Source organism: Aeromonas lusitana, from assembly GCF_002812985.1.
GTDB lineage: Bacteria > Pseudomonadota > Gammaproteobacteria > Enterobacterales > Aeromonadaceae > Aeromonas > Aeromonas lusitana.
Window position 1 is genome coordinate 44,417 of sequence record NZ_PGCP01000020.1, and the last position, 25,971, is coordinate 70,387.

The 25,971-nt window shown below is 63.2% G+C and carries 26 protein-coding genes; 6 read left to right on the forward strand and 20 right to left on the reverse strand.

Annotated elements, in window-relative coordinates:
- Window positions 1-259 precede the first annotated feature (259 nt).
- From CUC44_RS13450 to CUC44_RS13470, 5 genes are read right to left on the reverse strand one after another with little or no spacing between them, the layout of a single operon-like run.
- On the reverse strand, window positions 260-826 hold the full coding sequence (locus tag CUC44_RS13450) for a nucleotidyltransferase family protein (RefSeq protein ID WP_100860441.1): 567 nt from the start codon (window positions 824-826) through the stop codon (window positions 260-262).
- Window positions 827-870: 44 nt separating this feature from the next.
- The gene (locus tag CUC44_RS13455; RefSeq protein WP_100860442.1) at window positions 871-1,860 is read right to left on the reverse strand and encodes an XdhC family protein; all 990 of its coding nucleotides are present in this window, start codon (window positions 1,858-1,860) and stop codon (window positions 871-873) included.
- Window positions 1,853-3,070, reverse strand: a complete 1,218-nt coding sequence (locus CUC44_RS13460; protein ID WP_100860443.1) for a c-type cytochrome — start codon at window positions 3,068-3,070, stop codon at window positions 1,853-1,855. The genes CUC44_RS13455 and CUC44_RS13460 overlap by 8 nt, the downstream gene beginning before the upstream one ends.
- Entirely contained in the window at window positions 3,067-3,597 is a 531-nt protein-coding gene (locus CUC44_RS13465; RefSeq protein WP_100860444.1) for a (2Fe-2S)-binding protein, read from the reverse strand. Before CUC44_RS13465 ends, CUC44_RS13460 begins: the two co-directional genes overlap by 4 nt.
- A complete protein-coding gene (locus CUC44_RS13470; RefSeq protein ID WP_100860445.1) occupies window positions 3,594-6,425 on the reverse strand; it encodes a xanthine dehydrogenase family protein molybdopterin-binding subunit in 2,832 nt (943 codons plus the stop codon). Before CUC44_RS13470 ends, CUC44_RS13465 begins: the two co-directional genes overlap by 4 nt.
- 538 nt (window positions 6,426-6,963) lie before the next feature.
- On the opposite strand from CUC44_RS13470, the gene glnS reads away from it, so the two are divergent.
- The gene (gene glnS / locus CUC44_RS13475; protein WP_100860446.1) at window positions 6,964-8,625 is read left to right on the forward strand and encodes a glutamine--tRNA ligase; all 1,662 of its coding nucleotides are present in this window, start codon (window positions 6,964-6,966) and stop codon (window positions 8,623-8,625) included.
- 98 nt (window positions 8,626-8,723) lie between these two features.
- Here the strand turns inward: glnS and fur are convergent, their stop codons facing one another.
- On the reverse strand, window positions 8,724-9,152 hold the full coding sequence (fur, locus tag CUC44_RS13480) for a ferric iron uptake transcriptional regulator (RefSeq protein WP_100860447.1): 429 nt from the start codon (window positions 9,150-9,152) through the stop codon (window positions 8,724-8,726).
- Window positions 9,153-9,395: 243 nt separating this feature from the next.
- On the opposite strand from fur, the gene CUC44_RS13485 reads away from it, so the two are divergent.
- Complete coding sequence (locus CUC44_RS13485) at window positions 9,396-9,872, forward strand: DUF4442 domain-containing protein (RefSeq protein ID WP_167388902.1); 477 nt, start codon at window positions 9,396-9,398, stop codon at window positions 9,870-9,872.
- Between the two features lie 68 nt (window positions 9,873-9,940).
- Here the strand turns inward: CUC44_RS13485 and fldA are convergent, their stop codons facing one another.
- The 4 genes from fldA to CUC44_RS13505 are packed head-to-tail and all read right to left on the reverse strand — an operon-like array spanning window position 9,941 to window position 11,863.
- A complete protein-coding gene (gene fldA / locus CUC44_RS13490; protein WP_100860449.1) occupies window positions 9,941-10,465 on the reverse strand; it encodes a flavodoxin FldA in 525 nt (174 codons plus the stop codon).
- A 39-nt stretch (window positions 10,466-10,504) separates the two neighbouring features.
- Window positions 10,505-10,801 carry a LexA regulated protein gene (ybfE, locus tag CUC44_RS13495; protein ID WP_042651364.1) on the reverse strand — a complete coding sequence of 99 codons (297 nt, stop codon included), beginning with the start codon at window positions 10,799-10,801 and terminating at the stop codon, window positions 10,505-10,507.
- A 20-nt stretch (window positions 10,802-10,821) separates the two neighbouring features.
- The gene (locus CUC44_RS13500) at window positions 10,822-11,043 is read right to left on the reverse strand and encodes a DUF2788 domain-containing protein (RefSeq protein WP_100860450.1); all 222 of its coding nucleotides are present in this window, start codon (window positions 11,041-11,043) and stop codon (window positions 10,822-10,824) included.
- A 55-nt stretch (window positions 11,044-11,098) separates the two neighbouring features.
- A complete protein-coding gene (locus CUC44_RS13505; protein WP_100860471.1) occupies window positions 11,099-11,863 on the reverse strand; it encodes an alpha/beta fold hydrolase in 765 nt (254 codons plus the stop codon).
- A 289-nt stretch (window positions 11,864-12,152) separates the two neighbouring features.
- On the opposite strand from CUC44_RS13505, the gene seqA reads away from it, so the two are divergent.
- Entirely contained in the window at window positions 12,153-12,665 is a 513-nt protein-coding gene (gene seqA, locus CUC44_RS13510) for a replication initiation negative regulator SeqA (protein ID WP_100860451.1), read from the forward strand.
- A 57-nt stretch (window positions 12,666-12,722) separates the two neighbouring features.
- The gene (gene pgm, locus CUC44_RS13515) at window positions 12,723-14,372 is read left to right on the forward strand and encodes a phosphoglucomutase (alpha-D-glucose-1,6-bisphosphate-dependent) (protein ID WP_100860452.1); all 1,650 of its coding nucleotides are present in this window, start codon (window positions 12,723-12,725) and stop codon (window positions 14,370-14,372) included.
- Window positions 14,373-14,444: 72 nt separating this feature from the next.
- Here pgm and CUC44_RS13520 read toward each other — a convergent pair whose 3' ends face one another.
- Entirely contained in the window at window positions 14,445-15,326 is an 882-nt protein-coding gene (locus CUC44_RS13520; RefSeq protein ID WP_100860453.1) for a DMT family transporter, read from the reverse strand.
- Window positions 15,327-15,420: 94 nt separating this feature from the next.
- Between CUC44_RS13520 and CUC44_RS13525 the strand changes: the two genes are divergently transcribed.
- Entirely contained in the window at window positions 15,421-15,903 is a 483-nt protein-coding gene (locus CUC44_RS13525; RefSeq protein ID WP_100860454.1) for a MarR family winged helix-turn-helix transcriptional regulator, read from the forward strand.
- Window positions 15,904-15,943: 40 nt separating this feature from the next.
- Here CUC44_RS13525 and mltB read toward each other — a convergent pair whose 3' ends face one another.
- The 8 genes from mltB to CUC44_RS13570 form a co-directional block, all read right to left on the reverse strand.
- The gene (gene mltB / locus CUC44_RS13530; protein WP_100860455.1) at window positions 15,944-17,035 is read right to left on the reverse strand and encodes a lytic murein transglycosylase B; all 1,092 of its coding nucleotides are present in this window, start codon (window positions 17,033-17,035) and stop codon (window positions 15,944-15,946) included.
- 95 nt (window positions 17,036-17,130) lie between these two features.
- The gene (locus CUC44_RS13535) at window positions 17,131-17,688 is read right to left on the reverse strand and encodes a CDP-alcohol phosphatidyltransferase family protein (RefSeq protein ID WP_425266320.1); all 558 of its coding nucleotides are present in this window, start codon (window positions 17,686-17,688) and stop codon (window positions 17,131-17,133) included.
- A 274-nt stretch (window positions 17,689-17,962) separates the two neighbouring features.
- Window positions 17,963-18,637, reverse strand: coding sequence for an ATP-binding cassette domain-containing protein (locus CUC44_RS13545; RefSeq protein WP_100860457.1), 675 nt, complete (start codon window positions 18,635-18,637; stop codon window positions 17,963-17,965).
- Window positions 18,631-20,295, reverse strand: a complete 1,665-nt coding sequence (locus CUC44_RS13550) for an ABC transporter permease (protein WP_100860458.1) — start codon at window positions 20,293-20,295, stop codon at window positions 18,631-18,633. The genes CUC44_RS13545 and CUC44_RS13550 overlap by 7 nt, the downstream gene beginning before the upstream one ends.
- A complete protein-coding gene (locus CUC44_RS13555) occupies window positions 20,295-21,488 on the reverse strand; it encodes an ABC transporter substrate-binding protein (RefSeq protein ID WP_167388903.1) in 1,194 nt (397 codons plus the stop codon). The genes CUC44_RS13550 and CUC44_RS13555 overlap by 1 nt, the downstream gene beginning before the upstream one ends.
- Window positions 21,489-21,511: 23 nt before the next feature.
- Window positions 21,512-23,686 (reverse strand): FAD-dependent oxidoreductase, encoded by a 2,175-nt coding sequence (locus tag CUC44_RS13560; RefSeq protein WP_100860460.1) that lies wholly within the window; start codon window positions 23,684-23,686, stop codon window positions 21,512-21,514.
- Entirely contained in the window at window positions 23,683-24,318 is a 636-nt protein-coding gene (locus tag CUC44_RS13565; RefSeq protein WP_100860461.1) for a carboxymuconolactone decarboxylase family protein, read from the reverse strand. Before CUC44_RS13565 ends, CUC44_RS13560 begins: the two co-directional genes overlap by 4 nt.
- Window positions 24,319-24,325: 7 nt before the next feature.
- Window positions 24,326-25,012, reverse strand: a complete 687-nt coding sequence (locus tag CUC44_RS13570) for a DUF1499 domain-containing protein (RefSeq protein ID WP_100860462.1) — start codon at window positions 25,010-25,012, stop codon at window positions 24,326-24,328.
- A 50-nt stretch (window positions 25,013-25,062) separates the two neighbouring features.
- Between CUC44_RS13570 and CUC44_RS13575 the strand changes: the two genes are divergently transcribed.
- A complete protein-coding gene (locus CUC44_RS13575; protein WP_100860463.1) occupies window positions 25,063-25,602 on the forward strand; it encodes a peptide-methionine (S)-S-oxide reductase in 540 nt (179 codons plus the stop codon).
- A gap of 23 nt (window positions 25,603-25,625) precedes the next feature.
- On the opposite strand, the gene CUC44_RS13580 is transcribed toward CUC44_RS13575, so the two are convergent.
- Window positions 25,626-25,904: a peptidylprolyl isomerase gene (locus CUC44_RS13580; RefSeq protein ID WP_042651377.1), complete on the reverse strand. Its 279-nt coding sequence runs from the start codon at window positions 25,902-25,904 to the stop codon at window positions 25,626-25,628.
- Between the last annotated feature and the right edge of the window lie 67 nt (window positions 25,905-25,971).

Below are 25,971 nucleotides of genomic sequence, written 5' to 3' on the forward strand. Positions count from 1 at the left end.
ATACGGCATTAGCACAGGGTGGGTCGCAAGACCCACCTTTCCCAAGGTCGCCTCGGGCAGGATGCGCTGGCGTGGACTTGGGAAAGGTTGACTGTGCGTGTGAGCCTTTGTTGTGTGTGTTTGTCTGTTTTTCATCACTTGTGACCCCGCCTAGTGCGGGGATTTTTTTATCTAAAAAATGGCTATTTCTTGGTTTGAGTGTCGTTGAAATTGGCCATTGGTAGCGAGAAACACTGCCGATAAGGGAGGGGTCTGCGGCTCAGAGGGGGTCGTTTGGCCAGTCGATATCTTGCACGCAGCCGGGATCACCCAGTGGCAGGCAGCGCAGGCGCGCCTGGTGACGGGCCACTATGCGCTGGGCCCCTTGCTCGCCACTGAGGCTGGTGAGCAGGGGCAGCAGGTCGGCGGGGAAGCTGACGGGGTGGCCGGGTTGGCCCTGGTAGAGAGGGCGCACTATCTCCCGGCCCGACTGAGCGGCCCGGAGCGTCTGCAGGCTGGCAGATGAGAGGTGGGGCATGTCGGCCAGGGCTATGGTCAGACTGTGGATGGGACGACCTTGGGCCAACAAGGTCCGCACGCCGTGGGCCAGACTGTCCCCGAGGCCCCCGTCGAGGGGCACCTGGGTGAGCTCGGCCCCGGAGTCTGCCAGCAGGCGGCGCAGTGCCTCGTCGTCGCGGCGCAGCACCACCAGCACGCGGTCATGACAGGGGAGCAGGGTCGAGAGGGTACGCAGGATCAGCGGTGGTGAACCGGCGAGGCGCTTGTCGCTGCCGTAGCGGCGGGAGAAGCCCGCGGCCAGCAGCAGGGCAAGCCGTTCAGACGACATCTGGGGTGCTCCTCAATATGAGTCCATGCAAGGGCGCGTTCGGCTCAGGCCACATGAGCGCTGCGCCTCAAGGTGATGCCCTGGCGCACGGCGATCAGCTCGGCCAGCACAGCGATGGCGATCTCGATGGGGGTCTTGCTGCCGATGGGTAGCCCGATCGGCGCGTGGATCCGCGCAAGCTGACTCTCGCTCGCCTCGCAAACCCGTTGCAGCCGCTCCAGCCGGCGCGCACTGGTACGGATTGAGCCCATGGCGCCGAGATAGAAGGCTTCGGACTCGAGCCCCGCCATCAGGCCGGCATCGTCGATCCTGGGGTCGTGCGCCAGCGCGAGCACGGCGCTCTGGGCCGTGGCATGGCGCTCGACGAAGCGCTCGGGATCGCACCACTCCACGTCGATGCCGCCTTGCTCCGGTCCCCAGTGCCAGTCAGGGCGGTACTGCTCACGGGTATCGCACAGCCGCACCTCGAAACCGGCGGCCTGGCCGAGTCGCGCCACCTGCTCGCTCACCTGGCTGATGCCAAGCAGCAGCAGGCGCCAGCGCTGGGCATAGGCGAGCCGCACCCTGCCGGGCTTTTCCTGCTCGCACTGGTCCTGGTGTTCGCCGGCGAGATAGCGGCGAACCCGTTGCTCAAGCAGCAGCTCCCGCACGAAGGGGAGGCCCATTTGCAGCCGGGTCAGCCACTCATCCAGATCCGCCATGGCCTCGTCCCCTGCTAGGCGCTCCACCAGCAGCCGGATGCGGCCACCGCACGGCAGCTCGAACGCGCTGCCGTCGGGGGCGAGATGGGCGCCATAGTCCAGCAGGCTTAAGGTTGAGTCATGCTCCCCCTTGGCCAGCATGGCGACGAAGGCATCCTCGATGCAGCCGCCCGAGATGGAGCCGCTGCGGCTCGCGCCGTCGGTGGCGAACAGGGCTCCCTTTGGACGGGGGGCCGAGCCGTAGGTGTCGACTATGCTGCACAGCCAGATGCATTTTCCCTGGGCGAGCCAGGCAATGCTCTGGCGCAGCACCTCCAGCTGACCATTACTCATCGTGCGCCCCGACGATCTCCTGCCTGAGCGTCTTGATGTCGTCGGCCGTCAGGGTCGAGGGCTGGTGGGCCCAGGTCTGGCGCAGGAAGTTCACCAGATCCGCCAGTTGCTGTTCGCTCAGCTCCTTGGCGTAACTAGGCATGGGGGCGAAGCGCTCGGTCTGGCTGTAGCTCTGGGCCGGGATCCCGCGTAGCAGCACCGCCAGGGTGTTGGTCGGCGTCTTCTGATCCAGGGTGGCGTTGGTGTACATGGACGGGGTCACGTTCGGTTTTCCCTGACCCTCTTGGCCGTGGCAACCGGCGCAGTAGCTGTTGTAGAGCGCATAGCCCGGATGCGCGCTATCAAGCTGGACCGGCTTGGGTGCTGGCACCGGCAGCGGGGTGTCGCTGTCGAGCAGATAGCTGGTGACGGCGTGCATGTCCTCGTCGGTCAGGTAGGCGAAGCTCTTCTCGACCACGGGATACATGCCGGCGAAGACGCCCCCCTTGACCGAGTAGCCCTTGCGCAGAAGCTTGGTCAGGGAGTCATGGGTCCAGCCCTGACGCCTGAGCTCGGTGGCGGTGATCTCCGGCGCCATCACCCCCTCGATCATGTTGCCCTTGAGGTAGTTGGCTTCATCCATCGCCATGAACATGTTCCGCGGTGTGTGGCACTCGCCGCAGTGGCCCAGCCCATCCACCAGATAGCGTCCCCGGTTCCAGTTGCTGCTCTTGGCCGGATCCGGCTGGAAGGGGTTGTCTTCGTGGGCCATCAGGTTCCAGGCCAGCAGACCGGTACGTATGTTGAAGGGGAAGGAGACGCCGTTGTCACGGTTCGGGGTGGCGGCGGGCCTGGTCTGCATGAAGTAGGCGTAGAGCGCCTTCATGTCCTCATCCGTGACCAGATGATAGGAGGTGTAGGGCATGGCGGGGTAGAGCCGTCCACTGGGGGCGTCACCGTTGTGCATCACCTCGCGAAACTGCTCGTAGCTGTACTGGCCGATGCCCTGGGTCTTGTCCGAGCTGATGTTGGTGGAGTAGACGACGCCAAAGGGTGTCTCGAAGCCGAGGCCCCCTGCGTATTTCTGGCCTCCCTCTGCGGTGTGGCAGGCGGCGCAGTCACCGACCCTGGAGAGGTAGGCCCCCTGTGCCACCAGGGGATCCTGTGCCTCGGCCCCGTGCACCGTGCCTGCGCCAAGCAGCAGCGCGAATGTGAGTCTGGATAGCATCATGTGCGTACTACCCCCTCCGAGATGAGCATGGCCTTGACCCCCTCGTAATACTTCTTGTAACCGGTGCAGCGGCAGACGTGATCCTTGAGTGCTCCCTCTATGGTGGACTCGAGATCGGCCATGGATACCGGCTGTTTGCGCAGGCGCTCCAGCAGGACAGTCGTCTCGTTGACGAAGCCCGAGGTGCACCAGCCGCACTGGAAGGAGAAGTGGTCGAGGAAGGTCTTCTGTACCGGGCTCAGGGCGATCACCTTGCCGAGGCTGTTGCGCTTGGCGTGGCCTTCCACCGTGCGTATACGCTGGCCGTTGAAGCGACCCACCCCATTGATGCAGGTGCGCACACTCTCGCTGGTGCCGTCCGCCCCGTCGACGACTATGGTGCAGGCGTGGCAGACACCGACGCCGCAGCCGAACTTGGTACCGGTCAGATTCACATACTCGTGCAGGAAGTCGATCATCATGGTGTTGTCATCCACGTCGATCGGGCCGATGAGACGGTCGTTGATGGTCATGTTTACGGTGATCATTGGATGGCCTTCTGGATGTCGGTTGCAGTGACGGGAAGATGATAGAAGCGGGTGCCACTCGCCTGATAGATGGCTTCGACCAGGGCGGCGACGACGGGGATCATCACCACTTCGCCTATGCCCTTGGTGGCATCGGTGGGGGAGAGGGGCTCCAGCAGGGTGTGGGTCAGGTTCCAGACCGGCAGTTGATGGGCGAGCGGCACCTGATAGCGGTTCAGGTTCCAGGTGCCGTTGCCCGGCCCCTCCTGTCCCGGTGGCAAGTATTCATAGAGGGCATGGCCGACACCCATGGCGAGGCCGCCCTGGATCTGGCCTTCCACCAGTTCGGGAACTATGACCCGGCCGGCATCCAGCCAGCTGTGCGCAGAGAGGATATGCACCTTGCCGGAACCCTTCTCCACTGCGATCTCGACCAGGGTGGCGCAGGGGGCGTAATAGGTCACCATGGCGTTGTTCAGGCTGGTGCTGGGGTAGTGAGCCTGGGTGCGCTCGAGCAGGTGATAGCCGTTGCCATCGGCCTGTGCCCGCAGCTCGCTGCTGGCACCCTCGCCGTAGCGCAGCGCCAGCGCATCGATGGGCAGGCGCTTGCTCTGACCCTCGATGGTGAAGTCGCATTCGGCCCAGGCCCAGCGGTTGAAGGTGTGCACCATGGCGCCGGTGATAAGGCCATTGGCGTGGGCGTGGGCCGCCAGCAGGGAGAGCGGCAGTGGCGGCATGCCACGGGTCGTCAGCCCAGCCGGGGTCCAGCTCGCCTCGCTGGAGGGGCCCAGATCCAGGTTCGCCTGACCGACGAAGTATTGCTTGCGCCAGATAGCGGTCGCCGCCGGCCAGAGCGTCTGCTCAAACAGGAGGCGGGCCGCCGCTGTGGTGGCATGGCTCTGGAAGTAGGAAGAGATGGAGGCGGAGGAGGCCTGCGGAATGGCCAGGGTCCAGCGCGGGTTCTTCTGCATCTCGTCCTGGCGTTCCTGGGAGATGGTGTAGGGGTTGTCCGTCTCCTCCAGCTTGAAGCTTTCCCAGAGCGCGATTTCGGCGAGATCTATGGTGTCGGCCGGTTGGCCAAAGTAGCGGCTGACGATCTCGGCCTGGGAGGTCTGGATCCCGGTGCCCATCTCCATGCCGCTGATCTTCAGCAGTATCTCCCCCTTGCTGGTCAGCTCGACGCAGGCCGAGGGTGCCACGGCCCCTGTGCCGTAGTCCTTGGTGGTGATGCTGAACCCTGTGCCGTACAGGCGATCCGGGTGCTGGGCCTCGTAAGCCTGCTTCCGGCTCTCACGCTGGGCCCAGGCCTCGTGCTGCCCGGCCATCGCCAGGATCTCGGGGTAACGGTTGTTGCCCTCTGGGATGGCGCCCTGAGTATTGGGTTGGCCTGGTTTGATCAGGTTGCGGCGCCTCAGCTCCAGGGGATCTATTTTGAGCAGCGCGGCGGCCTCGTTGATCATCATCTCCATGGCCGCCATGGTCTGCAGGGAGCCATAGCCTCGCATCGAGCCGCAGTCCGGGTTCTCGGATGGCAGGGCGATCGCCGTGATGTCGTTCTTGGGCAGGTAGTAGACGCCCTGAATGGCGCTGGCTCCCACGCTGGTCACTGAGCCGGTGAAGTTCAAACGACCGCCGCCGTCCACCGTCATGGAGGAGATGAGGGCGCGGAACTGGCCGCTCTGCTTGTCGAGCACCAGCTTGTTTTTCATGTTGAACGGATGACGCTTGAGGCCACCCTGGAACTGCTCGAAACGGTCGTTGGCCAGGCGAACCGGGCCGGTGCCATAGATGGCGGCGAGCAGGCCGTAGAAGGGGAATATGGTGTGATCCTTGGCCCCGAAACCACCGCCGATGAAGGGGGAGTGCACCACCAGCTTGTCGACCTTGCCCGCCAGCGGCCCCTTGGCCAGCATCTCAGCGGCTTCGTAGTAGAAATCGTGAGGGGACTGGGTGCTCACCACCAGGTGCATGGTGCGCGCCTTGGCGTCGAACCAGCCGTTGAAGTTTTCCGGCTCCATCATCATGGGCTCGATGAACTGGGTCTGATAGGTGCGATCCAGCACCAGGGCGTCGTCGGCCTTGAGCTCCTCGTGCACCAGTTCGGCCTGATACATGCCCTGCTCGCCCGCATTGCCATCGGCCTTGGGGGTCGGCCATACCGGCTGGTGATTGACGATGGCCGGGAAGAAGAGGCCATTTTTCAAGGCGCTGTATTGATCGGCCATGCCGAGCTTGCCCTCGATCCGGATGATGCGCCAGCAGGCCCAGGGATCGCGGGAGGCAGCGACCAGCGGCGTCACGTCGCCGTAGCGCACCACCTTGTCATTGAATTGCAGGGTCTGCTTGGCCCGATTGAAGGTGGCAAAGTCCGGGAAGAGGAGCATGGCGGCGGCCTGGCCCAGATAGTCCGGGGTGGCGCCTTCGCTCACCAGCATGTTGATGCCGTAGAAGGCGGGCAGCTCGACGCCATCGCGCAGCAGATCGGCTGCGGTGATCACCCGGCCGGGCTGGGCATTGGCGGGCAGCATGGAGAGATCCAGCCCCAGATAGCGGCGATCCGCCTTGTCGAGCCGGATCAGCAGCGCATGTTGCTGCTGGGATGGCCAGCCAGCCAGATCCTGCGCGCGATAGTCCCGGCTGTAGATCTTCTGACCGGTTACCTTGGCCAGGCCGTCGCTGCGAAACTTGACCTTGCCCCCCTGTTTCCACTGGCCGAGCAAGGCGGGATCGAAGACCTCGTCCTCCATGCCGGACAGGGAGAGGTTCGCGAGGAGGGGAGCGCTGTAGACGGCGATGCCGGCGATGACGCACTGCTTGATGAATTCACGTCTTGATAAGGGATAGGACATGGCTTCGCTACCTGTGTGAGGATGAGGCGAGTGGTTCGGGGGAAAGAGAGGGGGGACAGGGGCTGTCGACCATCTTCCCTGAAGTCGCAGTAGAAAGTGACAAGGTTGTAAATAGGATACTAGGATGATGCGGTTTGGAAAATGCCTGGTTTTTGTTTATGCCAACTTGATCCGGTTTTGTGGTGTGATGCGCTGGTTGTTGACGTTTGGTTTCATATTATTGAAATTTGATAGTGAAATGGCATGGATAAACAGCGTTTTATTTTTACCCATCCGCCGCCTTTCATGTCTAGGCTGAGCGCCCCCTGTGCTCTTCCGGCTCCGCAAATCCCTCGCTTGCGCCCCGATGGCGGCTAAAGGAAGGGAGTCTGGACGCGTGCACCTGGCACCGCGCTGCTGAGAATGCGGCCGACACGGCACCACACGGGGCGCGGTTGGCAAATTCCTGTTGAGCCTCATGGGTGAATAGTGGATCATTGTCGGTTTCTAAGCGGGGGCGCGCGGTTGCCCCATGAGCTGAGACTTTCGAGGTGAATTCATGAGCGAGGCGAGCAGCCCAACCAACTTTATCCGTCAGATCATCGATGAAGATCTGGCCAGCGGTAAGCACAAGAGCGTGCATACCCGTTTTCCACCCGAGCCGAACGGTTATCTGCACATCGGCCATGCCAAGTCCATCTGCTTGAACTTCGGCATCGCCCGCGATTATCAGGGCCAGTGCAACCTGCGCTTCGATGACACCAACCCGGCGAAGGAAGACATCGAGTTCGTGGAGTCCATCAAGCAGGACGTGCAGTGGCTCGGCTTCCAGTGGAGCGGTGAGATCTGCTACTCCTCCGACTATTTCGACAAGCTGCATGGCTACGCCATCGAGCTCATCGAGAAGGGTCTGGCCTATGTGGACGAGCTCTCCCCCGAGCAGATGCGCGAGTACCGTGGCACCCTGACCGAAGCCGGCAAGAACAGCCCGTTCCGCGATCGTAGCGTCGAAGAGAACCTGGCCCTGTTCGCCAAGATGAAGAACGGCGAGATGGCCGAGGGCAGCGCCTGCCTGCGCGCCAAGATCGACATGGCATCTCCCTTCATGGTGATGCGCGATCCCGTCATCTATCGCATCAAGTTTGCCCACCACCACCAGACAGGTGACAAGTGGTGCATCTACCCCATGTATGACTTCACCCACTGCATCTCGGACGCCCTGGAGGGGATCACCCACTCCCTGTGCACCCTGGAGTTCCAGGACAACCGCCGCCTGTATGACTGGGTGCTGGACAACATCAGCATCGACTGCCACCCCCGTCAGTACGAGTTCTCCCGTCTGAACCTCGAATACACCGTCATGTCCAAGCGCAAGCTGAACCTGCTGGTGACCGAGGGGCACGTGAGCGGTTGGGATGATCCGCGCATGCTGACCGTCTCTGGTCTGCGCCGCCGTGGCTATACCCCGGCCTCCATCCGCGAGTTCTGCAAGCGCATCGGCGTGACCAAGCAGGACAACATCGTCGAGATGAGCATGCTGGAAGCCTGCATCCGCGAGGATCTCAACGAGAACGCCCCCCGTGCCATGGCCGTGCTGCACCCGGTGAAAGTGGTCATCGAGAACTTGGCGGCCGACGAGGTGCTGAGCGCGCCGGCGCATCCGAACAACGCCGAGATGGGCACCCGTGAGCTGACGTTCAGCCGCGAGATCTTCATCGACGAGGCGGACTTCAAGGAAGAGGCGAACAAGCAGTTCAAGCGTCTGGTGCTGGGCAAGGAAGTGCGTCTGCGCAACGCCTATGTCATCAAGGCCGAGCGGGTCGAGAAGGATGCGGACGGCAAGGTGACTTGCATCTACTGCTCCTACGATCCCGAGACCCTGGGCAAGGATCCGGCCGATGGTCGCAAGGTGAAAGGCGTGATCCACTGGGTCAGTGCCACTCACTCCCTGCCGGCGGAGATCCGCCTCTACGACCGCCTGTTCAAGATGCCAAACCCGGCGGCCGAAGACGACTTCGAGGCGGCCCTGAACCCAGAGTCCCTGGTGGTCATCGCCGGTGCCCGGGTCGAAGCCTCCTTGAAAGATGCCAAGCCGGAGTTTGCTTACCAGTTCGAGCGTGAAGGTTACTTCTGCGCCGACAACAAGCTCTCCAGCCCGGAGCATCTGGTGTTCAACCGCACCGTCGCCCTGCGCGACGTCTGGGGCAAGGCCGAAGGCTGATAGCCAGAAGGGCAGGGGAGACCCTGCCTTTTAGCGAATAACGGATACAAAAAAAGCCAGCGTGATGCTGGCTTTTTTATTGGCGGTGGCAGCAGGGATTACTCCTCGTGCTTGCACTCACCGGAGGCGCAGTGACCGTACAGATAGAGACTGTGGTTGGTCAGGCGGATGTTGTGAGCCTTGGCGATGTCGCGCTGACGCTGCTCGATCACCTCGTCGGAGAACTCGATCACCTTGCCGCAGTCGAGGCAGACCAGGTGATCATGGTGCTCCTGGGTAGCCAGCTCGAACACCGACTTGCCCCCTTCGAAGTGGTGACGGGTGACGATACCGGCATCATCAAACTGGTTGAGAACACGATAGACGGTAGCCAGACCAATCTCTTCACCCTGATCGATCAGCCGTTTGTACAGATCTTCCGCACTGGTGTGCTGGCAGTCCGGCTGTTGCAGGATTTCCAGGATCTTGACGCGGGGCAAGGTGATCTTGAGCCCGGCCTTTTTTAACGCTTGGTTGTTGTCTGCCATATTCTATTTATTCGCATTCTCGAAGGTGTGGTTATTCTGATTGACTGCCGAAGGAATGGCAACCACGAACTCGTTTGGCCTGTCATTATAGGTCGTAGCCAGACTAAAAATAAACCCAGCAATTCAAGGGCTTTAGCATATAGCGCGCCCCACAAGATAAATGTGCCCAGGCGTGCTGCGGCTTGCTCTCCCAGGGAATGTTGATAATATGTAACTTCTTCATTATCTGGTCGGATGAGATCCATGGATTGGCTTTTTGGCAACGCGGCCTGGGTACGCCACGCCCTCAACGCCTGGCCTCCCTTCTGGGGCGCTGGCATCAAAATTGAGATCCTGAGCGATGATTTTCGCTTCTGCCGGGTCACCCTGAAATCACGCTGGTGGAACAAGAACGCGAACCGGACCCAGTTCGGCGGCAGCATGTTCGCCATGACGGATCCCATCTATCCGTTGATGCTGATGGGTCATTTCAAGAACCGTTACTACGTCTGGGACAAGGCGGGCAGCATCAACTACATCAAGCCGGGAAAGGGGATGCTGGTGGCCGAGTTCAACCTGACCGACGCCAAGCTGGCGTCCATCGTGGCGGCGACCGAGAAGGGGGACAAGCACTTCCCCGAGTTCGAGGTACAGGTGAAGGACAAGGGCGGCGAGCTGGTGGCTCAGGTCAAACGTACCCTCTATGTCAGGGCCAAGCCGGAGCACAGGGCATCCGAGTAGCGGGATAGATGTGAACAGGTAGAAACAACAAGGGCCCCAGCGGGGCCCTTGTTGTCAGAGGAGGTGGATCAGGCCAGTTCGGCCAGATTCAGCTCGTCGTGCAGCTGCTTGCACCAGCCCTTGACGCGCTCGGCGGTCAGCTCGGGTTGGCGATCCTCATCGATACCGAGACCGACGAAGTGCTTGTCATCCACCAGCGCCTTGGAGGCTTCATACTCATAGCCGGCGGTCGGCCAGTGGCCGACGATGATGGCGCCCTTGGCTTCGACGATGTCGCGCAGGGTACCCATGGCGTCGAGGAAGTACTCGGAATAGTCTTCCTGATCGCCGCAGCCGAAGATGGCCACCAGCTTGTTGGTGAAGTCGATCTCTTCCAACTCGGGGAAGAAGTCATCCCAGTCAGCTTGAGACTCACCGTAGTACCAAGTCGGGATGCCAAACATCAGCAGATCGAAATTGGCGATGTCAGCCTTGCTGCTCTTGGCAATGTCATGGACTTCAATGAGTTGCTTGCCCAGTTCTTTCTGGATCATCTTGGCGACAGCTTCGGTATTACCGGTATCGCTGCCGAAAAACAGACCTACACTAGCCATAGTGTTTAGTTACCCGTATTTGGTGTTAATGCTAACGGTTCAGATTGCGATGCCTGCTGCAAAAGCAGACTCAATCTGTTGCTTCAGGATAGATTGGATCAGCTCGGCTCGGCTGACGTTCTGTTGCAGCGCAAGTTGGTTCAGGCGCTCCAGCAATTCGGCCTCCACCTTTAACTCAACCCGTTTCAGACCATTCTCCCGATCGCGCTTGAGCTGGTTGCGCTTGTTGATCTTGAGCTGGGTCTCACGGGGGAGTGGATTGGTCTTTGGCCTGCCGGGGCGCTTCTCAGTTGCGAACAGATCCAGTGTTGTTCGATCAGTTTGCTGTTTGGCCATACATCACAGATGAAAAGTAGTTAGCCGATCCCTGAGCCTTCCCAGCCCATTTCGATCAGCCCCTTGGCGACAAAACCCGCGCAACCCAGAAACAGAACCAGCCAGACGATGAGACGCCCGAAACGGGGCACGTTGCCGCGTTTGAGCACGTCTTGAATGGCCAGACCAATCAGCAGGAAGATGGCCACGAAGAACAGCTTCAGGCCCAGACTCTCGATCAGATCGATATGTTCACTCAGCATGGATTGCGCACACTCCTTATGACGGGCGCACTATATCACAAAGGATTTGAAACTGTTAACCGCCTGTCGACAGGAAATCCACAACCAATTTGTTGAACAACACCGGCTTTTCGGCGTGCAGCCAGTGGCCGGTTCCGGCGATGACCCGGGCCTTGGCCGCCGGGAATTGTGCCATCACAGTCTCGGTATATTCGGGCAGCACATAGTCCGAATCCCCCCCCTTGATGAACAGGGTCGGCCCCTCGAAGCGGGTCTGGTCGTCGGGCCAACCCATGATGTTGGCGTAGTTGTGCTCGAGCGCCGGTACGTTGAAGCGCCAGCCCCAACCGGAGTCGCTTTTGGCGAAGGATTTGAGCAGGAACTGGCGCACTCCGGGGATCTCGATGTGCTGGGCCAGTATGGCTTCGGCCTCGCTGCGGCTCTGGGGCGGGTTGGCGAGGGTGGCGTTGAGACCGGCGAACACATTCTTGTGACGGGCGTGGGGATAGGCGACTGGCGCTATGTCGGCCACCACCAGCTTGTTGATGCGCGCCGGTGCCTGCTTGGCGAGTTGCATGGCAACCTTGCCCCCCATGGAGTGACCCACGATCGCCACCTGCTCGAGGCTCAGGTGATCGAGCAGGGCGAGCACGTCGGCGGCCTGCTGGGGGTAGCTCATCTCATCGCTATGGAAGGAGGCGCCGTGGTTGCGCAGATCGATGCTGATGACACGAAACTGCTCGCTCAAGGGGCGCGCCAGCAGGCCCAGGTTGTCCAGGCTGCCGAACAGGCCGTGGATCAGGACGACGGCCGGGCCCTCTCCCTGCTCCTTGAAGTTCAAATACTGATTGTGTTGCAAAATGACACCTTATCGGTCGGGGGCGCTGTCGCCATATTTTTAACGCACTGAAAGAAAAGGATTTCATTTTTGTGGAATGATTTTTCTGTGGTTTTTTTCCAAAAAAATGACCCCTTCATCGGCTATCAGTGCGGGGGATCACACACTTGGCCCCGCATTATGACGTATTCTCGATGAGATTCATGCACATCTGCCAGCCCCTTGCTTGGGCTGCCGGGTTTGCCTATGTATAATCGCCGCATCCGAATTTCGACGAGTCCAGCGCATCCCTATGAAAACCATCGAGCTTGATGACGATCTCTACCTCTTTATCGCGAGCCAGACCCGGCACATCGGCGAGAGTGCCTCCGATATCCTGCGCCGTCTGCTGGAACAGCCCACCTCGGCAAACCAGCCCAGAGCCGTGGAGCCGACCGTACAGGCCCAGCCGACGGCCGTAGCCGATGCCATGGGGTTGCAATCGCTGCTCGATTCCGGTGCGCTGCAACAGGAAGAGAAGTCCATCAACCGCTTCATGCTGGTGCTGAGTACCCTCTATCGGGACAACCCGGAAGGCTTTACCCAGGCGACCGAGATCAAGGGCCGCAAGCGCGTCTATTTCTCCCGCGACCCGGAAGCGCTGCGGGCCAGTGGCAGCACCACCAAACCCAAGCCGGTGCCGGATACCCCGTTTTGGGTTATCACCAACACCAACACCAGCCGCAAGCAGAACATGGTGGCCCAGCTGATGAGCAGCATGGGTTATGACGAGGATTTGACCGCTCGGGTGTGCGGCGCGGTTTAACGCATCACTGACTTCAGGCCTTGCCTGGCAAGGCCGCCATCAAGCAAGGAAAACGCCATGGCACAGCATCCTCACGCCGGCAAGCCGGCTCGTTTAAGCGACCTGACCAACATTCCCCGCCTGGTCAGCGCCTACTACCTGAACAAGCCGGACATGAGCAGCCCAGAGCAGCGGGTGGCCTTCGGCACCTCCGGCCATCGCGGCAGCGCCCTGTACAGCGCCTTCAACGAATCCCATATCCTGGCGGTGACCCAGGCCCTGGTGGAGTATCGCCAGCAGGCCGGCATCACAGGGCCCCTGTTCGTCGGCATGGATACCCACGCCCTGTCTGAATCCGCCTTTGCCAGCGCGGTGGAAGTGCTGGCGGCCAATGGGGTCGAGACCCGCATCCAGGCCGGCCTTGGTTTCACGCCGACCCCGGTCATCTCCCACGCCATCCTGCGCCACAATGCTGGCAAGCCGGCGGCCCTGGCGGACGGCGTGGTGATCACCCCGTCCCACAACCCGCCGGAAGACGGTGGCTTTAAGTACAACCCGCCCCACGGCGGCCCCGCCGAGGGTGAGATCACCAAGTGGGTGGAAGACCGCGCCAACGCGATTCTGGAAGCGAACCTGGCTGGCGTGAAGCGGATGCCCTTTGCCGAGGCGCTGGCGAGTGAGCTGGTGGTCGAGCACGACTACGTCACCCCTTATGTGGACGATCTGGAGAACGTGCTGGATCTGGCGGCTATCAAGCGCGCTGGCATCAAGATCGGGGTAGACCCCCTCGGCGGCTCCGGCGTCGCCTACTGGGATGTCATCGCCAAGCGTTACGATCTCGACATCGAGGTGGTCAACTACCGCGTCGATCCGACCTTCTCCTTTATGACCCTGGACAAGGACGGCAAGATCCGGATGGACTGCTCCAGTCCGTTCGCCATGGCCGGCCTGATTGCGCTCAAAGACAAGTTCGACATCGCCCTTGGCAACGATCCTGACTACGACCGTCACGGCATCGTCACCAAGGCCGGCCTGATGAACCCGAACCACTACCTGGCGGTGGCCATCCAGTACCTGTTCACCCACAGAACCGGCTGGGCAAAAGAGGCCGCTGTCGGCAAGACGCTGGTCTCCTCCTCCATGATTGACCGGGTCGCCGGCGAGAGCGGTCGCACCCTGAAAGAGGTGCCGGTCGGCTTCAAGTGGTTCGTTGACGGCCTCTACAGTGGCGAGTTCGGCTTCGGTGGTGAGGAGAGCGCGGGCGCCTCCTTCCTGCGCAAGGACGGCACCGTCTGGACCACCGACAAGGATGGCTTCATTCTGGCCCTTCTGGCCGCCGAGATCCTGGCCGTCACCGGCAAGGATCCCCAGGCCCACTACGATGCCCTGGAGGCCAAGTTCGGCCGCTCCAGCTATCGCCGCATCGATGCCCCGGCCAATGGCGCACAAAAAGCCGTGCTCTCCAAGCTGGATCCGGCGCTGGTGGAAGCCTCCACCCTGGCAGGTGACCCCATCCTCGCCAAGCTGACCAAGGCTCCCGGCAATGATGCCGCCATCGGTGGTTTGAAGGTGGTGACCGAGCATGGCTGGTTCGCGGCGCGTCCTTCCGGCACCGAGTCCATCTACAAGATCTACATGGAGAGCTTCAAGGGCGAGGCACACCTGGACCTTATTCAGCAGGAGGCTCAGCTGATCGTCTCCGCCGCCCTGGCCAAGGCCGGCGTCTAAGTCGTCTGCGACTCAACCCATGCGAAAGAGGAGCCCTGGTGGCTCCTCTTTTTTATGCAGCTTTAGCAACAGCTAACCGTTGTCAGTTCTATCGGTGGCAGCCTTGCGGGTCTGCCAGCGTTTGAAGAAAGGGCGGGCCGGCAGCTTCATCAGGAATAGGGAAAGCAGGATCACCCCTATGCCGAGCCACTGGCGGCCATCCAGGCTCTCTCCCACCATGAGCACCCCGAGGGATACCGCCACCATGGGGTTGGTGAGGGCCAGCATGCCCATCACCTCGGGGCCGTGGCGCTTGAGGCCCCACAGCCAGGCCCAGTAAGCCAGCGCCGTGTTGAGCAGGATTAGCCAGCCAAAGGCGGGGGCACTCGCCAGCTGAGGCATGGGCATGGGCCCTGCCAGCCACCAGGCCAGCGGGATCAGCATCAGGCCGCCGAGCAGCAGTTGCCAGGCGGTGAGGGCCAGCAGATCGCTCACCGGCCAGCGCTGCATCCAGCGGCTGGATTGGCCGATGAGCACGGTGGCGAGCAGGGCGCAGGCGACACCGACGGGATCCAGGTTGGCGGAGGGGTTGAGCAGCAGCAAGACACCGGCCAGCCCCATCAGCCCCAGCAGCAGCCACTTGAGGGTCGGCCGCTTGCCATCCTGCAGCCAGGCCAGCGCCATCAGGATGAGCGGCAGGGTGGCGCCGAGGGTGCCCGCCACGGCGCCCGGCAGGCGGAAGGCTGCCACGAACAGCAGGGCGAAGAAGGCGGTGATGTTGCAAAATGCCAGCAGGAATTGGCGGCTCCAGGTGAGCGGCGGCCAGCGCGGATGCAGCAACAGCAGCAAGACGCCGGCGGGGAGCGCTCGCCACACCGCCACCCAGTAAGGGGAGTAGTCGGTCAGGTAGAGGCTGACGAGGGCATAGGTGCTGCCCCACAACAGGGGGGCGAGCAGGGCGATCAGCAGCGGCATGGCTATCTCACGAAGAAGTATCTTTAAGTAAAGATACATTAGCCACGAGTTGGTTTATTATCAAGTATCTTTACGAAAAGATAATGGAGCCATGATGGAGACAGATCACGTGGATCTGCTGCTGGAGCAATGGGCCCGGCAGCGGCCGGATCTCGATTGCAGCCCCATGGGGGTGTTTGGGCGAGTGGCGCGGATGGCAGCCATCGCCGGGCGCGAGATCAACGACGAGTTGAAAGAGTGCGGCCTGCTGGGCTCGGATTTCGACATACTGGCGACCCTGCGCCGCGCCGGTGAGCCGCTGACCCCCACCGCCCTCTATCAGTCCGCCATGCTCACCTCGGGGGCCATGACGGCGCGCCTCGACAAGCTGGCGGAGCGGGGCCTCATCGAGCGCCAGGCCGCCCCGAGCGACAGGCGAAGCCTCTTGGTCTGTTTGACGGCAGAGGGACGGGAGCTTATCGATTTGGCGGTGGAGCGGCACGTGGCGAACGAGCAGCGCCTGCTGTCCCCCTTGACCCAGGCCGAGCAGACGCAACTGGCAGACTTGCTCAAACGCTGGCTGCTGGAGAACGAATAGCAAAACGGGCCTGATGGCCCGTTTTTACGTTTTAGCAGAATTAATAACTGCCTTTGGCATCTTTCACCGCAAGACCCAGCTGCCACACCGCCATGGCGTAGTGGGTGCTGTGGTTGTAGCGGGTGATGGCGTAGAAGTTCGGCAGGCCGTACCAGTATTGATAGCCGGTCCCCACGTCCAGACGCAGCAGGCTCGCCTCCTTGTGGTTGCCAAGGGAGGCGATGGGGGCGAGGCCGGCGCCGCGCAGGGTGGCGACCGGGTAGCGGGTCTGGAAGCCGTGTTCATAGCCGGGCAATTGGCCCTGGCCGCGCACCGCCACCGGTTGTCCCTTCTCCCAGCCGTGGGCTTTGAAGTAGTTCGCTACGCTGCCGATGGCATCCACCGGATCCCAGAGGTTGGTGTGACCGTTGCCGTTGAAGTCCACCGCATAGCTGCGAAAACTCGATGGCATGAACTGGCCATAGCCCATGGCGCCGGCGTAGGAGCCCTGCGGCTGTGCAGGATCCATGCCTTCGTCCCGGGTCATCACCAGGAAGGCTTCCAGCTCGCCGGTGAAGAACTCGGCCCGGCGCGGATAGTCAAACGCCAGGGTCGCCAGGGCATCCAGGATGCGGGTCTTGCCCATTACCCGACCCCAGCGGGTCTCCACCCCTATGATGCCGACGATGATCTCCGGCGGTACGCCGTAGATCTGTTGCGCCCGGTTGAGCTCGCTCTCGTATTCGCGCCAGAAGTTGACGCCGTTTTGCACATTGTCCGGGGTGATGAACTTGGCGCGATAGCGGTTCCAGGCCCCGGTCGGGCCGGTCGGCGGCGTGGTGGTCGGGGCCTGGGCATCCATCAGGCGGATGATCCAGTCGTAGCGCTGGGCCTGGGCCAGCACCTGGTGCAGCTCGGCGTTGTCAAAACCGTGCTTCTCGACCATGCGCTGCACGAACCTGTCCACGTTGGGGCGATTGGCGAAATCCCCCTTGCTGACTCCCTGGCTGTAGACCGGCTTGCTTGGCGGCGTCTGGTTGATGAAGGCGCTGTTGGGCTGTGGCTTGACCACGGGCTTGGGTGCCGGTGTGCTGCTGCAGCTCTGAATGAGCGGCAGGGCGGAGAGGGTGAGCAGGCAGACAAGGCGACGCATAGGGATTCTCGGGGACTGGAACTAGAGTGACGTCATGGTAAAACATTGGCGTCCATTCGCAAGTGCCGAGTCGTATCGCCGCCTCTCAAATGAATCTAGTCCCGCAAGGTGTGGTAACCGCTCCAGAGCCGGGTGAGTGTGGTGATGAAGCAGAGCAGGGCGAAGCCGTAGGCAAGCCACCCGAAGGCCGCGGGCCAGAGGCACATCAGCACGAACAGGGTGATGGTCTCGCTCCCCTCGGTGAGGCCGCCGAGATAGTAGAGGGACTTGTGGTGATAGACGGGGTTCTCGATCCCCCGTTTGCCCGCCATGATGGCGAAGGCCAGGAAACTCGAGCCCGTGCCCATGAAGGCGAACAGCAGGGTGGCGGCGGGCAGTGCGTTGGCGGGATCAGAGAGGGCAAAGCCTAGCACCACGGCGGCGTAGAAGATGAAGTCCAGCGTGATGTCGAGGAAGCCGCCGCAGTCTGTGATGCCGTTCTGGCGCGCCACGGCGCCGTCCAGCCCATCCAGCAGCCGATTGCAAAGAATGGCAATCAGGGCCCAGCCGTGCAGCCCCAGCGCCAGTAGCGGCAGGGCCAGCATGCCGATGGCAAAGCCGACGAGGCTTATCTGGTTGGCGCTGACCCCGGCTCGGCACAAGGGAGTGGCCATGAGTGCCAGGGGGCGACGAAGAAGGGGAATGATGCGGCTATCGAACAAGGTCAGATCTCCTCATGTATGGGGGAAGTGGGGGGCATAAGGTCAAGAATGGCGCCCGGCGCATCCTCCTCATCGTGAGTGACCGGCATGAGAGGGGATCTGTCATGGCGATCAGTCAAGGCCGAGTTTCTCTTTATCAGAGCAGGGGGTTGTCAGTGTCAGTATGGCGCCCGGTGCATCCTCTTCATCATGGGTGACCTGCATGAGAAGGGATCTGTCATGGCGATCAGTCAAGGTCGGGTTCCTCTTTATCAGAGCAGGGGGTTGTCAGTGCCAGTATGGCGCCCGGCGCATCGTCCTCGTCGTGGGTTACCAGGATGGCCGGGATCCGGCGCGCGGCGATACGCTCGAACACCAGGGTGCGAAACGCGGCTCGCAGCGGCTTGTCGAGGCGCGAGAAGGGTTCGTCCAGCAGCAGGGCCCGGGGTTCGGCGAGCAGGGCACGCAGCAAGCTGACGCGTGCCTTCTGACCGCCGGAGAGCTGGCCGGGCAGCATGTCCGCCTGATCCACAAGCCCCACCTCGCCGAGCGCCGCCAGCGCGGCGGCCCGCCGGACGGCCATCCCCTTGAGATAAGCCGGCATGCCAAACATCAGGTTCTCCGCCACCGTCAGGTGAGCGAACAGCAGATCCTCCTGAAACAACATGCCGATCTGCCTCTGCTGGGGCGGCAGAGTGGTGAGTGGCCGCTCACCGAGCCAGAGCTCGCCATCCAGCCTGAAAGGGCCCCTCCCTGTTAAAGAGCCGGGCAAGACCCCCGCCAGCGCCGCCAGCAAGGAGCTCTTGCCGCAGCCGCTCGGCCCCATCAGGGTCAGCACCTCGCCGGGGGCGACCGCCAGCGGCGGCAGATGGAGCAGGGGCTTGCCGTGCAGGCTCAGGGTGAGGGCGCCGGTTTTCAACATGACTCGTGTCTCGTGGCTGGGTTGATACGGCCCGGCAGCCAGAGTACCAGGGCATACACGCAAAGTGGCAGCAGCAGTTGCAGCAGGCCATAGAGCCCCGCCAGCCGCCGGTTGAGGCCGCTGCCGATGGCTACCGCCTCCGTGGTGATGGTGACGACGCGACCGGCGCCAAACAGCAGGGTCGGCAGGTACTGCGCCAGGCTCACCGCGGCGCCGACCCCGAAGGCGAACAGCAGGGGGCGCGCCAGCAGGGGGGCCTTCACCCGCCACCAGGCCCGCCAGGGGCTGGCGCCAAGCAGCAGGGCCGCCTGTGCGATACGAGGGTCAAATTGACGATAGGGGCCGTGCAGGCAGAGATAGACATAGGGCGCCACGAACAACAGCTGGCTCCAGAGCACCCAGCCCCAGCCGATGCCATCTCCCTGCCACCCGGCGCCGAGCCAGTCCACTTGCAGCCGCAGCCCGAACAGCAGGCTGGCCTGGGGCAGCAGCAGCGGCAAACAGATGAGCCAGAGCGGCCAGGGGCGCCTGTCTTGCTGCGCCTCCAGGCTGAGCACCACCAGCAGGAGTGACAGGCCGGCGCTCGCGATGGCGAGCAGCAGGCTCTGCCCGAGCAGGGGGCCCAGGCTGGGCAACAGATCCAGCCAGTAACGGGCACTCCACTGGGTCGGCAACAGCGCCGGGAAGGACCAGCGCCGGGTCAGGGACCAGAGCAGCAGGCTGGCCAGCACCAGCAGATTGATGATAAGCAGCCCCCAGATGGCTGACGCCGTCAGGGCGCCGGCGAGGGCAGAGGGGGCCGCCCGCCGACCATTGAGGCTATGTGCCTTACCCATGTTCAGATGAACCCATTCCAGCAACCTGAGCCCAGCCAGCAGCAAGAGGTTGGCGGCCAGCAGCAGCAGGGCGCCGCTGGCACAGGCGCCGCGCCAGTGCAGATCCGGGTCCTGATACCAGAGCCAGAGCCGCACCGCCAGGGTGGGCGGCGCATCGGGCCCCAGTAGCTGGGCGAGATCCACCACCCCCAGGCCATAGGCCGCCACCGCATAGAGCGGCAGGCGCAGGGCGGGCCAGAGCGCGGGCAGCAGCAGGCGCCACCAGACTTGAGGCCCACAAAAGCCCAGGGTGTGGCCGAGCCATTGCTGGCGAGCCACCCGGGCAGGATCCTGCGCCGCGAGGGCCATCAGCAGCAGAAACGGCGTCTCCTTGAGGATGAGGGCGACGATGAGCCCGAGTCCGAGCGGGTCTTTCAGGGTCTGCCAGTCGGGGGGGAGATCGGCAAAACCGAGTACAGGGGCGAGCAGGCGCAGCAGCCAGCCTGAGGGGGCGAGCAGGAAGGCAAAGCCGATGGCGAAGGCGACGTGGGGCAGGGCCAGCAAGGGGGAGAGCAGGCGGCGCAAGCGCGCCATCCAGCGGCTGCCCTCGCCGTGAGCGAGCAGCAAGGCAGTCAGCAGCAGGGCCCCCAGGGTCGAGGCAGCCGCTACCCAGAGGCTCAGCCCCAGGGAGTGCCAGAGCCCGGGCTGACTCAGCAGCAGGCGCAGGTTGTCGGCGGCCATGCCCTCGATCAGCAGCAGTAGCAAGCCACCGACGAGCGGTGCGGCCAGCAGCAGGCCACAGGAAAGCAGCAAGAGCAGGCGTCCCGAACCCCAGCTGTTCATCAGTGGCCGTAGCGTGCGGCCCAGGCCGCTTCCAGCCGCAGCTGCCAGCTGGGATGGGGTTCGGCCAGTGCCTTGAAGCGCAGGGCCGGGGCCGTGCCCTTGGGCAGGGCATCCCTTCGCAAGACGCTGGGATCGCCCCAGACGGCGACGTCGGCCTTGCGGGCCTGAGCGGCGGGGCTCAGCAGGAAGTTCGCCACCACCAGGGCGCTGGCCCGGGCGTTGGCGTTGAAGGGAATGGCGAGGAAGTGGCTGTTGGTCAGCGCCCCCTTGGCCATGGCGATGGCCTTGACGCCCGGCGGCAGGGTGCCGTTTTGCACCGAGCTTTGGGCCTCAGAGGGGTTGAAGCTGATGGCCATGGCGAGCTCGCCGTCATCCAGCAGTTGCTTGGTCTCGGCGGCGCCTGCCGGGAATAGCTTGCCCTTGCGCCAGAGCGCGGGATGGAGTGCATCGAGCCAGGCCCAGAGGGGCGCACTCAGACGTTCGAACTCTGCATCTGTCGCTTCTTGGTAGAGATGCGTGGGATCTGGCGTCAACTCCAGCAGGATCTGCTTGAGAAAGCTCGAACCATGAAATTGTGGCGGCTTGGGATAAGTAAAGCGGCCGGGGTGGGTCTGGGCCCAGGCCAGCAGGGCCGCCGCCGAGGTCGGGGGCGTGCCGACCTCCTCTTCATTGACCATCAGATTGAGCTGCCCTATGCCCCAGGGGGCCTCCAGTCCCTCGACCGGCACGGTGAAGTCCTGGTTGACCGGCAACTGTTGATCCACCAGAGCCATGTTGGGCAGATCGCCGGTGAAGGGCGCCCCCAGCAGCTGTTTGTCCTTGAGCGCCTTGAAGTTCTCGCCATTGACCCAGAGCAGGTCGATGGGGCTGCCGCTCTTCTTGCCTGCCTGCTGGTTGGCGAGCAACTGGCTGACGCTCTGGGCGATGTCATCCACCTTTACCTGCACCAGCTTGACCCCGTATTGGCGCTGGATCTCAGCGCTGGCCCACTGGAGGTAGGCGTTGATCTCCGGGCTGCCGCCCCAGGCGTTGAAGTAGACGGTCTGGCCGCGGGCCTCGCTCAGGGTCTGCTGCCAGCGCTCTGCTGCCGGTGGCGCCTCCTTTGCCTGCAGCCCGGGAGCCATCAGGGTGCTGGCCAGCAACAGCAAACCTGGCAAGGGGTGGAGCAGGGCGCGAAGCCGGGTCTTGAACATGTGATGACCTCTTGCAAATGGGATCAGGCGCCGCGGCGCCAAGCGTGATAACGAGCCAGCCAGGGCAGCAGGCGTGTGGGCTGATGGGCCCGTTGCCACTCTCCTGCCAGGTATTTGTTCCCCTCCACCAGGGTGGGATAGGGATGGATGGTGGCCAGGATCTTGCGAAGCCCGAGCCCATGGCGCATGGCCAGCACGAACTCGGCGAGCCGCTCGCCGGCGTGAGGGCCCACAATGGTTGCCCCCAGGATCCTGTCCTTGCCCGGCACCGTCAGCACCTCCACAAACCCCTGCCGCTCGCCGTCGGCGATGGATCGGTCGAGCTCTGCCATCTCGAAGCGGGTCACTTCGAAAGGAATGCCTCGCGCACTGGCCTCGCGCCGGTTCAATCCCACCCGGGCTATCTCGGGGCTGGTGTAGGTGGCGGCCGGGATCACCCGATAGTCCGCCCGAAAGCGCTTGAAGGGGCTGAACAGGGTATTGACCGCCGCGTACCAACCCTGATGGGCCGCCACATGGGTGAACTGATAGGGACCGGCCACGTCCCCCACCGCCAGCAGGCTGGGATAGGGGGTGGCGAGATACTCATCGACCGCCAGGGTGCCGTCCGGCGAGAGGGGCACTCCCAGCGCTTCCAGTCCGAAGCCGCTGACGTTGGCGACCCGGCCTAGGGCCAGCAGCAGCTGATCCCCCTCCAGCAGCAGCTGCTCGTCATCACGGCGCAGGTGCAATCGAATGGGCCACTGGCTTGGTTCGTCCTCGGGCTCGCTCTCGGCCTTTGGCAGATAATCTACCCGCTCGGCGCGCCAGCCGGTGAGTACCTGCACACCGTCTGCCACCATCCGGGCCTGCAACAGATCAGCGACGTCGCGCTCTTCCCTTGGCAGCAGCTGATCCGCCAGCTCCACCAGGGTGACCTGGATGCCGAGCAGGGCCAGGCTCTGGGCCAGCTCGCAGCCGATGGGGCCGCCGCCCAGCACCAGCAGGTGGCGCGGCGCCTCGCGCAGCTGCCAGAGGTTGTCCGAGGTGAGGTAGGGAACCTCCGTCAGGCCCGGCAGGTTCGGCACCCTGGGCCGGGCGCCGGTGGCGATGACGATATGGCGGGCGGACAGGCGCTGGCCACCCACCTCGACCTCCCAGGGGGAGACGAGGCGGCCGGTGCCTTGGATGCACTCCACCCCCAGCCCCTGGTAGCGTTCTACCGAGTCGTGGGGCTCGACGGCCTTGATCACCTCGGCCACCCGTGCCATCACGGCGGCAAAATCGGCTCTGGAGTGGGCAGGCGTGAAGCCCAGTTCGGCGGCGCGGCGCTGCTCAAAGGCGAAGCGAGCGCTTCGGATCAGCGCCTTGGAGGGGACGCAGCCGGTATGGAGGCAATCCCCGCCCATCCTGTGCTGCTCGATGAGCCCGACCCTGGCCTTGACCGCCGCCGCGATATAGCTGGTCACCAGGCCACCGGCCCCTGCGCCTATGACCAGCAGGTTGTAGTCGAAGCGTTCGGGTTTGCGGTAGGGGGCGTGCAGGCGGCGCAGGGCGAGGCGCGCCATCAGATGTTTCATCAGCCAGGGCATAAGCCCCAGCAGGGTCAACGCCAGGATGAGACCGGGGGAGAGGATGTTGCCCGTGCTGGTGAGGGTGGCGAGCTCCGAGCCCGCCAGCACGTAGACGAAGGTGCCGGGCAGCATGCCGAGCTGGCTCACCCAGAAGTAGGTGCTGACTCTGATGGGGGTGAGCCCCATCAGCAGGTTGACCAGAAAGAAGGGGAAGAGGGGAATGAGGCGCAGGCTCAGCAGGTAGAAGGCGCCATCCTTTGCCATCCCCTGCTCGAATTGGGCCAGCCTGTCGCCAAAGCGGGTCCTGACCCAGTCTCGCAGCAGGAAGCGGGCGCTGAGCATGGCGAGCGTCGCGCCGAGGGTGCTGGCAAAGGAGACCAGCAAGAGCCCCCAGCCGATACCGAACACGGCGCTGCCCGCCAGGGTCAACAGGCTGGCACCGGGCAGGGAGAGGGCCGTGCTCACGACATAGATGAGCAGGTATAAGAGGGCGGCTTCGAGGAAGTGTGCCTGCACCCAGGTCAAGATCTGCAGCTGACGGGCCTGCAACTCGGCGAGGCTCAGGTAGCGGCCGAGATCCAGGGCAAAGAAGGTAGCGATCAACCCAAGGATAAGTAGCAGCAATATAAGGCGAGGACGACTCATGGCAGCGGTTTATCCTGCCGGGGAGGGGTGACCTGCTCGGTTGTCGGGTCGACGGCGCCTGTGGTATCCGGCGCCGCACTCCGCTCGGGCTGCACCGGCAGTTGGCAGAAGCCCTGAGGCGCTATGTCGAGGGCGGCATTGAACTTGGCGGACATGTTCTGGAAGGCGATGAGGCCGGTCAGCTCCACCAGACTGTCGTCATCGAACCAGGGCTTGAGGCGCAGCGCCTGCTCGTCGCTCACCCCGTCCAGCCCGGTCATGGCCTCGGCGTAGTCGAGCACGGCCCGCTCCCGCTCATCGAACAGGGGGCTGGTGCGCCAGTTCGCCAGCGCTTCTACCTTGGCGCTGGAGCCCGCCCGCTTGATGAGCGTCATGGCGTTGATGTCGACGCAAAAGCGGCACCAGTTGAGCTGGGAGACCCGCACAGTGACCAGGGAGCGCAGCACGGGATCGATGGGAGAGCGCTTGCGGTTGATGACCCCGTACAGGGTGGCCACGGCGGCAAACAGGCGCGGCGAGCGGCCCCAGCACTTGCCGGGGATCAGCACCTGGCCGTAGTTGCGCTGCTGCAGCCAGAAGAAGGGGCGGATAAACCAGGCATATTCCCGGTCGGGCTTCACCTCGATGCGCATCTTGACCTCAGTATTTCAGATTGGGTTTGTAGGCCTGCCCGAGGCGCTCGCTCAGGCGGATCAGGAAGTCCTGAATACGCGCCCGGTTGGCCCCCAGATCGCTGCGTCCCTGACGGGAAGCGGATCGCATATCGACCCGGGTCTCCTTGGGACCGGCGAAGACCCGCAGCGCCACGTCATCCTCGAAGCCGAACCAGGGGCTGGTGACCACGGCATTGAGGCCGCCTGGCGTCTCCATGACGCGCCAGCCCAGCTCAGTCATCAGCTCCTCGGCCTCGGCGAGCACCTCGTCTGGCGAGGCATGGGTATAGAGAGGACCGGGGTTGTTGGCAAATGCTTGCAAGGGGGCGGCATTGATGGGCAGATCCTGCGCCGTTCTGAGCTGTTCGGCCCACTGCAGGCGAGGGGGGTGGTAGGGATCCGTGCTGACGTCGTTGATGAGCGGCGCGCGCAGCGCCTGCACCAGGAACAGCAGGGGCAGCAGCATGGGCACTATGCCCCACAGATCCGGCCACAGGTTGGTGGTGCGACGACGGCGCCAGGGCAGGCGCAGCAAGAGGCCAAGCCCTATCAGGGCGCTGGCCAGACAGAGGGTGAAACCGACCCACCAGGGCCAGAGATGGATGCGGCTGCCGAGGGCGCCAGTGAGGGGCAGCAACCAGGCCAGCAGGGGCCACCACAAATAGCTGGGCATAGGAGGGATCCACTGGTTATGATGGGCAATGCTCAGAAGGATAAACTTAATTGACTGATAACGTTAGTAAATTTATCTATCTCCTGCTGCTTTTCGCCGTCCGTCCCTTGTGGGCCGACAGCGCCGTGCTGGCGGCGGGGGACATGTGGCGAGCCGAGGCAGCCTTTGAGGCCATGGTGGGGGTCAGCCGGGTGGAGACGGGATATGCGAGCCCGCCGGATGGGAGCGAAGCGCGCCGTCAGGCGGTGCGGGTGCATTTTGACAACCGGCGCCTTGGTTATGGCGATCTGCTCGGCCGTTTCTGGCAACTGGTGGATGGAGATGATGGGGAGGGGCAGTATTGCAATCGGGGCAAGGGGTTCGCTCCGGCGCTTCTGCCCCAGAGTGATTACCAGTGGCGTCTGGCCGAGGCGAGCCTGGCGCGCTGGCGAGCACTCCATGGCCGGGAGAGTCGGGTCTCCTTCTGGCCACAGAGCCAATTCACGCCAGCCCCCGAGATGGAAGACTGGGCCAGCCGTCACCCCTGGCGTTTCGGGGTCTATGCCCGGCGTTGTGGTGGCTGGCCCCTGCCTGAGGTGAGCCGTCCCTGAGCCGTCTAAGGTGCTGGTGCACCTTAGTTGCGGTAAAGCACCTTGATGAGGTGGAAGCCGAACTTGGTGCGCACGGGGCCGAGCACGGTCAGCAGCTCCCCCTTGAACACGGCATCGTCGAACGCCTTGACCATGTCCCCCTTGGAGAACTCCCCCAGATCGCCGCTGCGCTTGGCGGAGGCGCAAGTGGAGAAGCGCTTGGCCATCTGGCCAAAATCGGCGCCCTTGGCGAGTTTTTCCTTGATCTCGAGACACTGCTTCTCGGTCTTGACCAGGATGTGCTGGGCACAGGCTTTCTTCATGGGGCTTTCCTCGGCGGATGACAAAAGGGGCGCAAGATTACCCTAATTGGCCTTGTCCGTCAGCCAT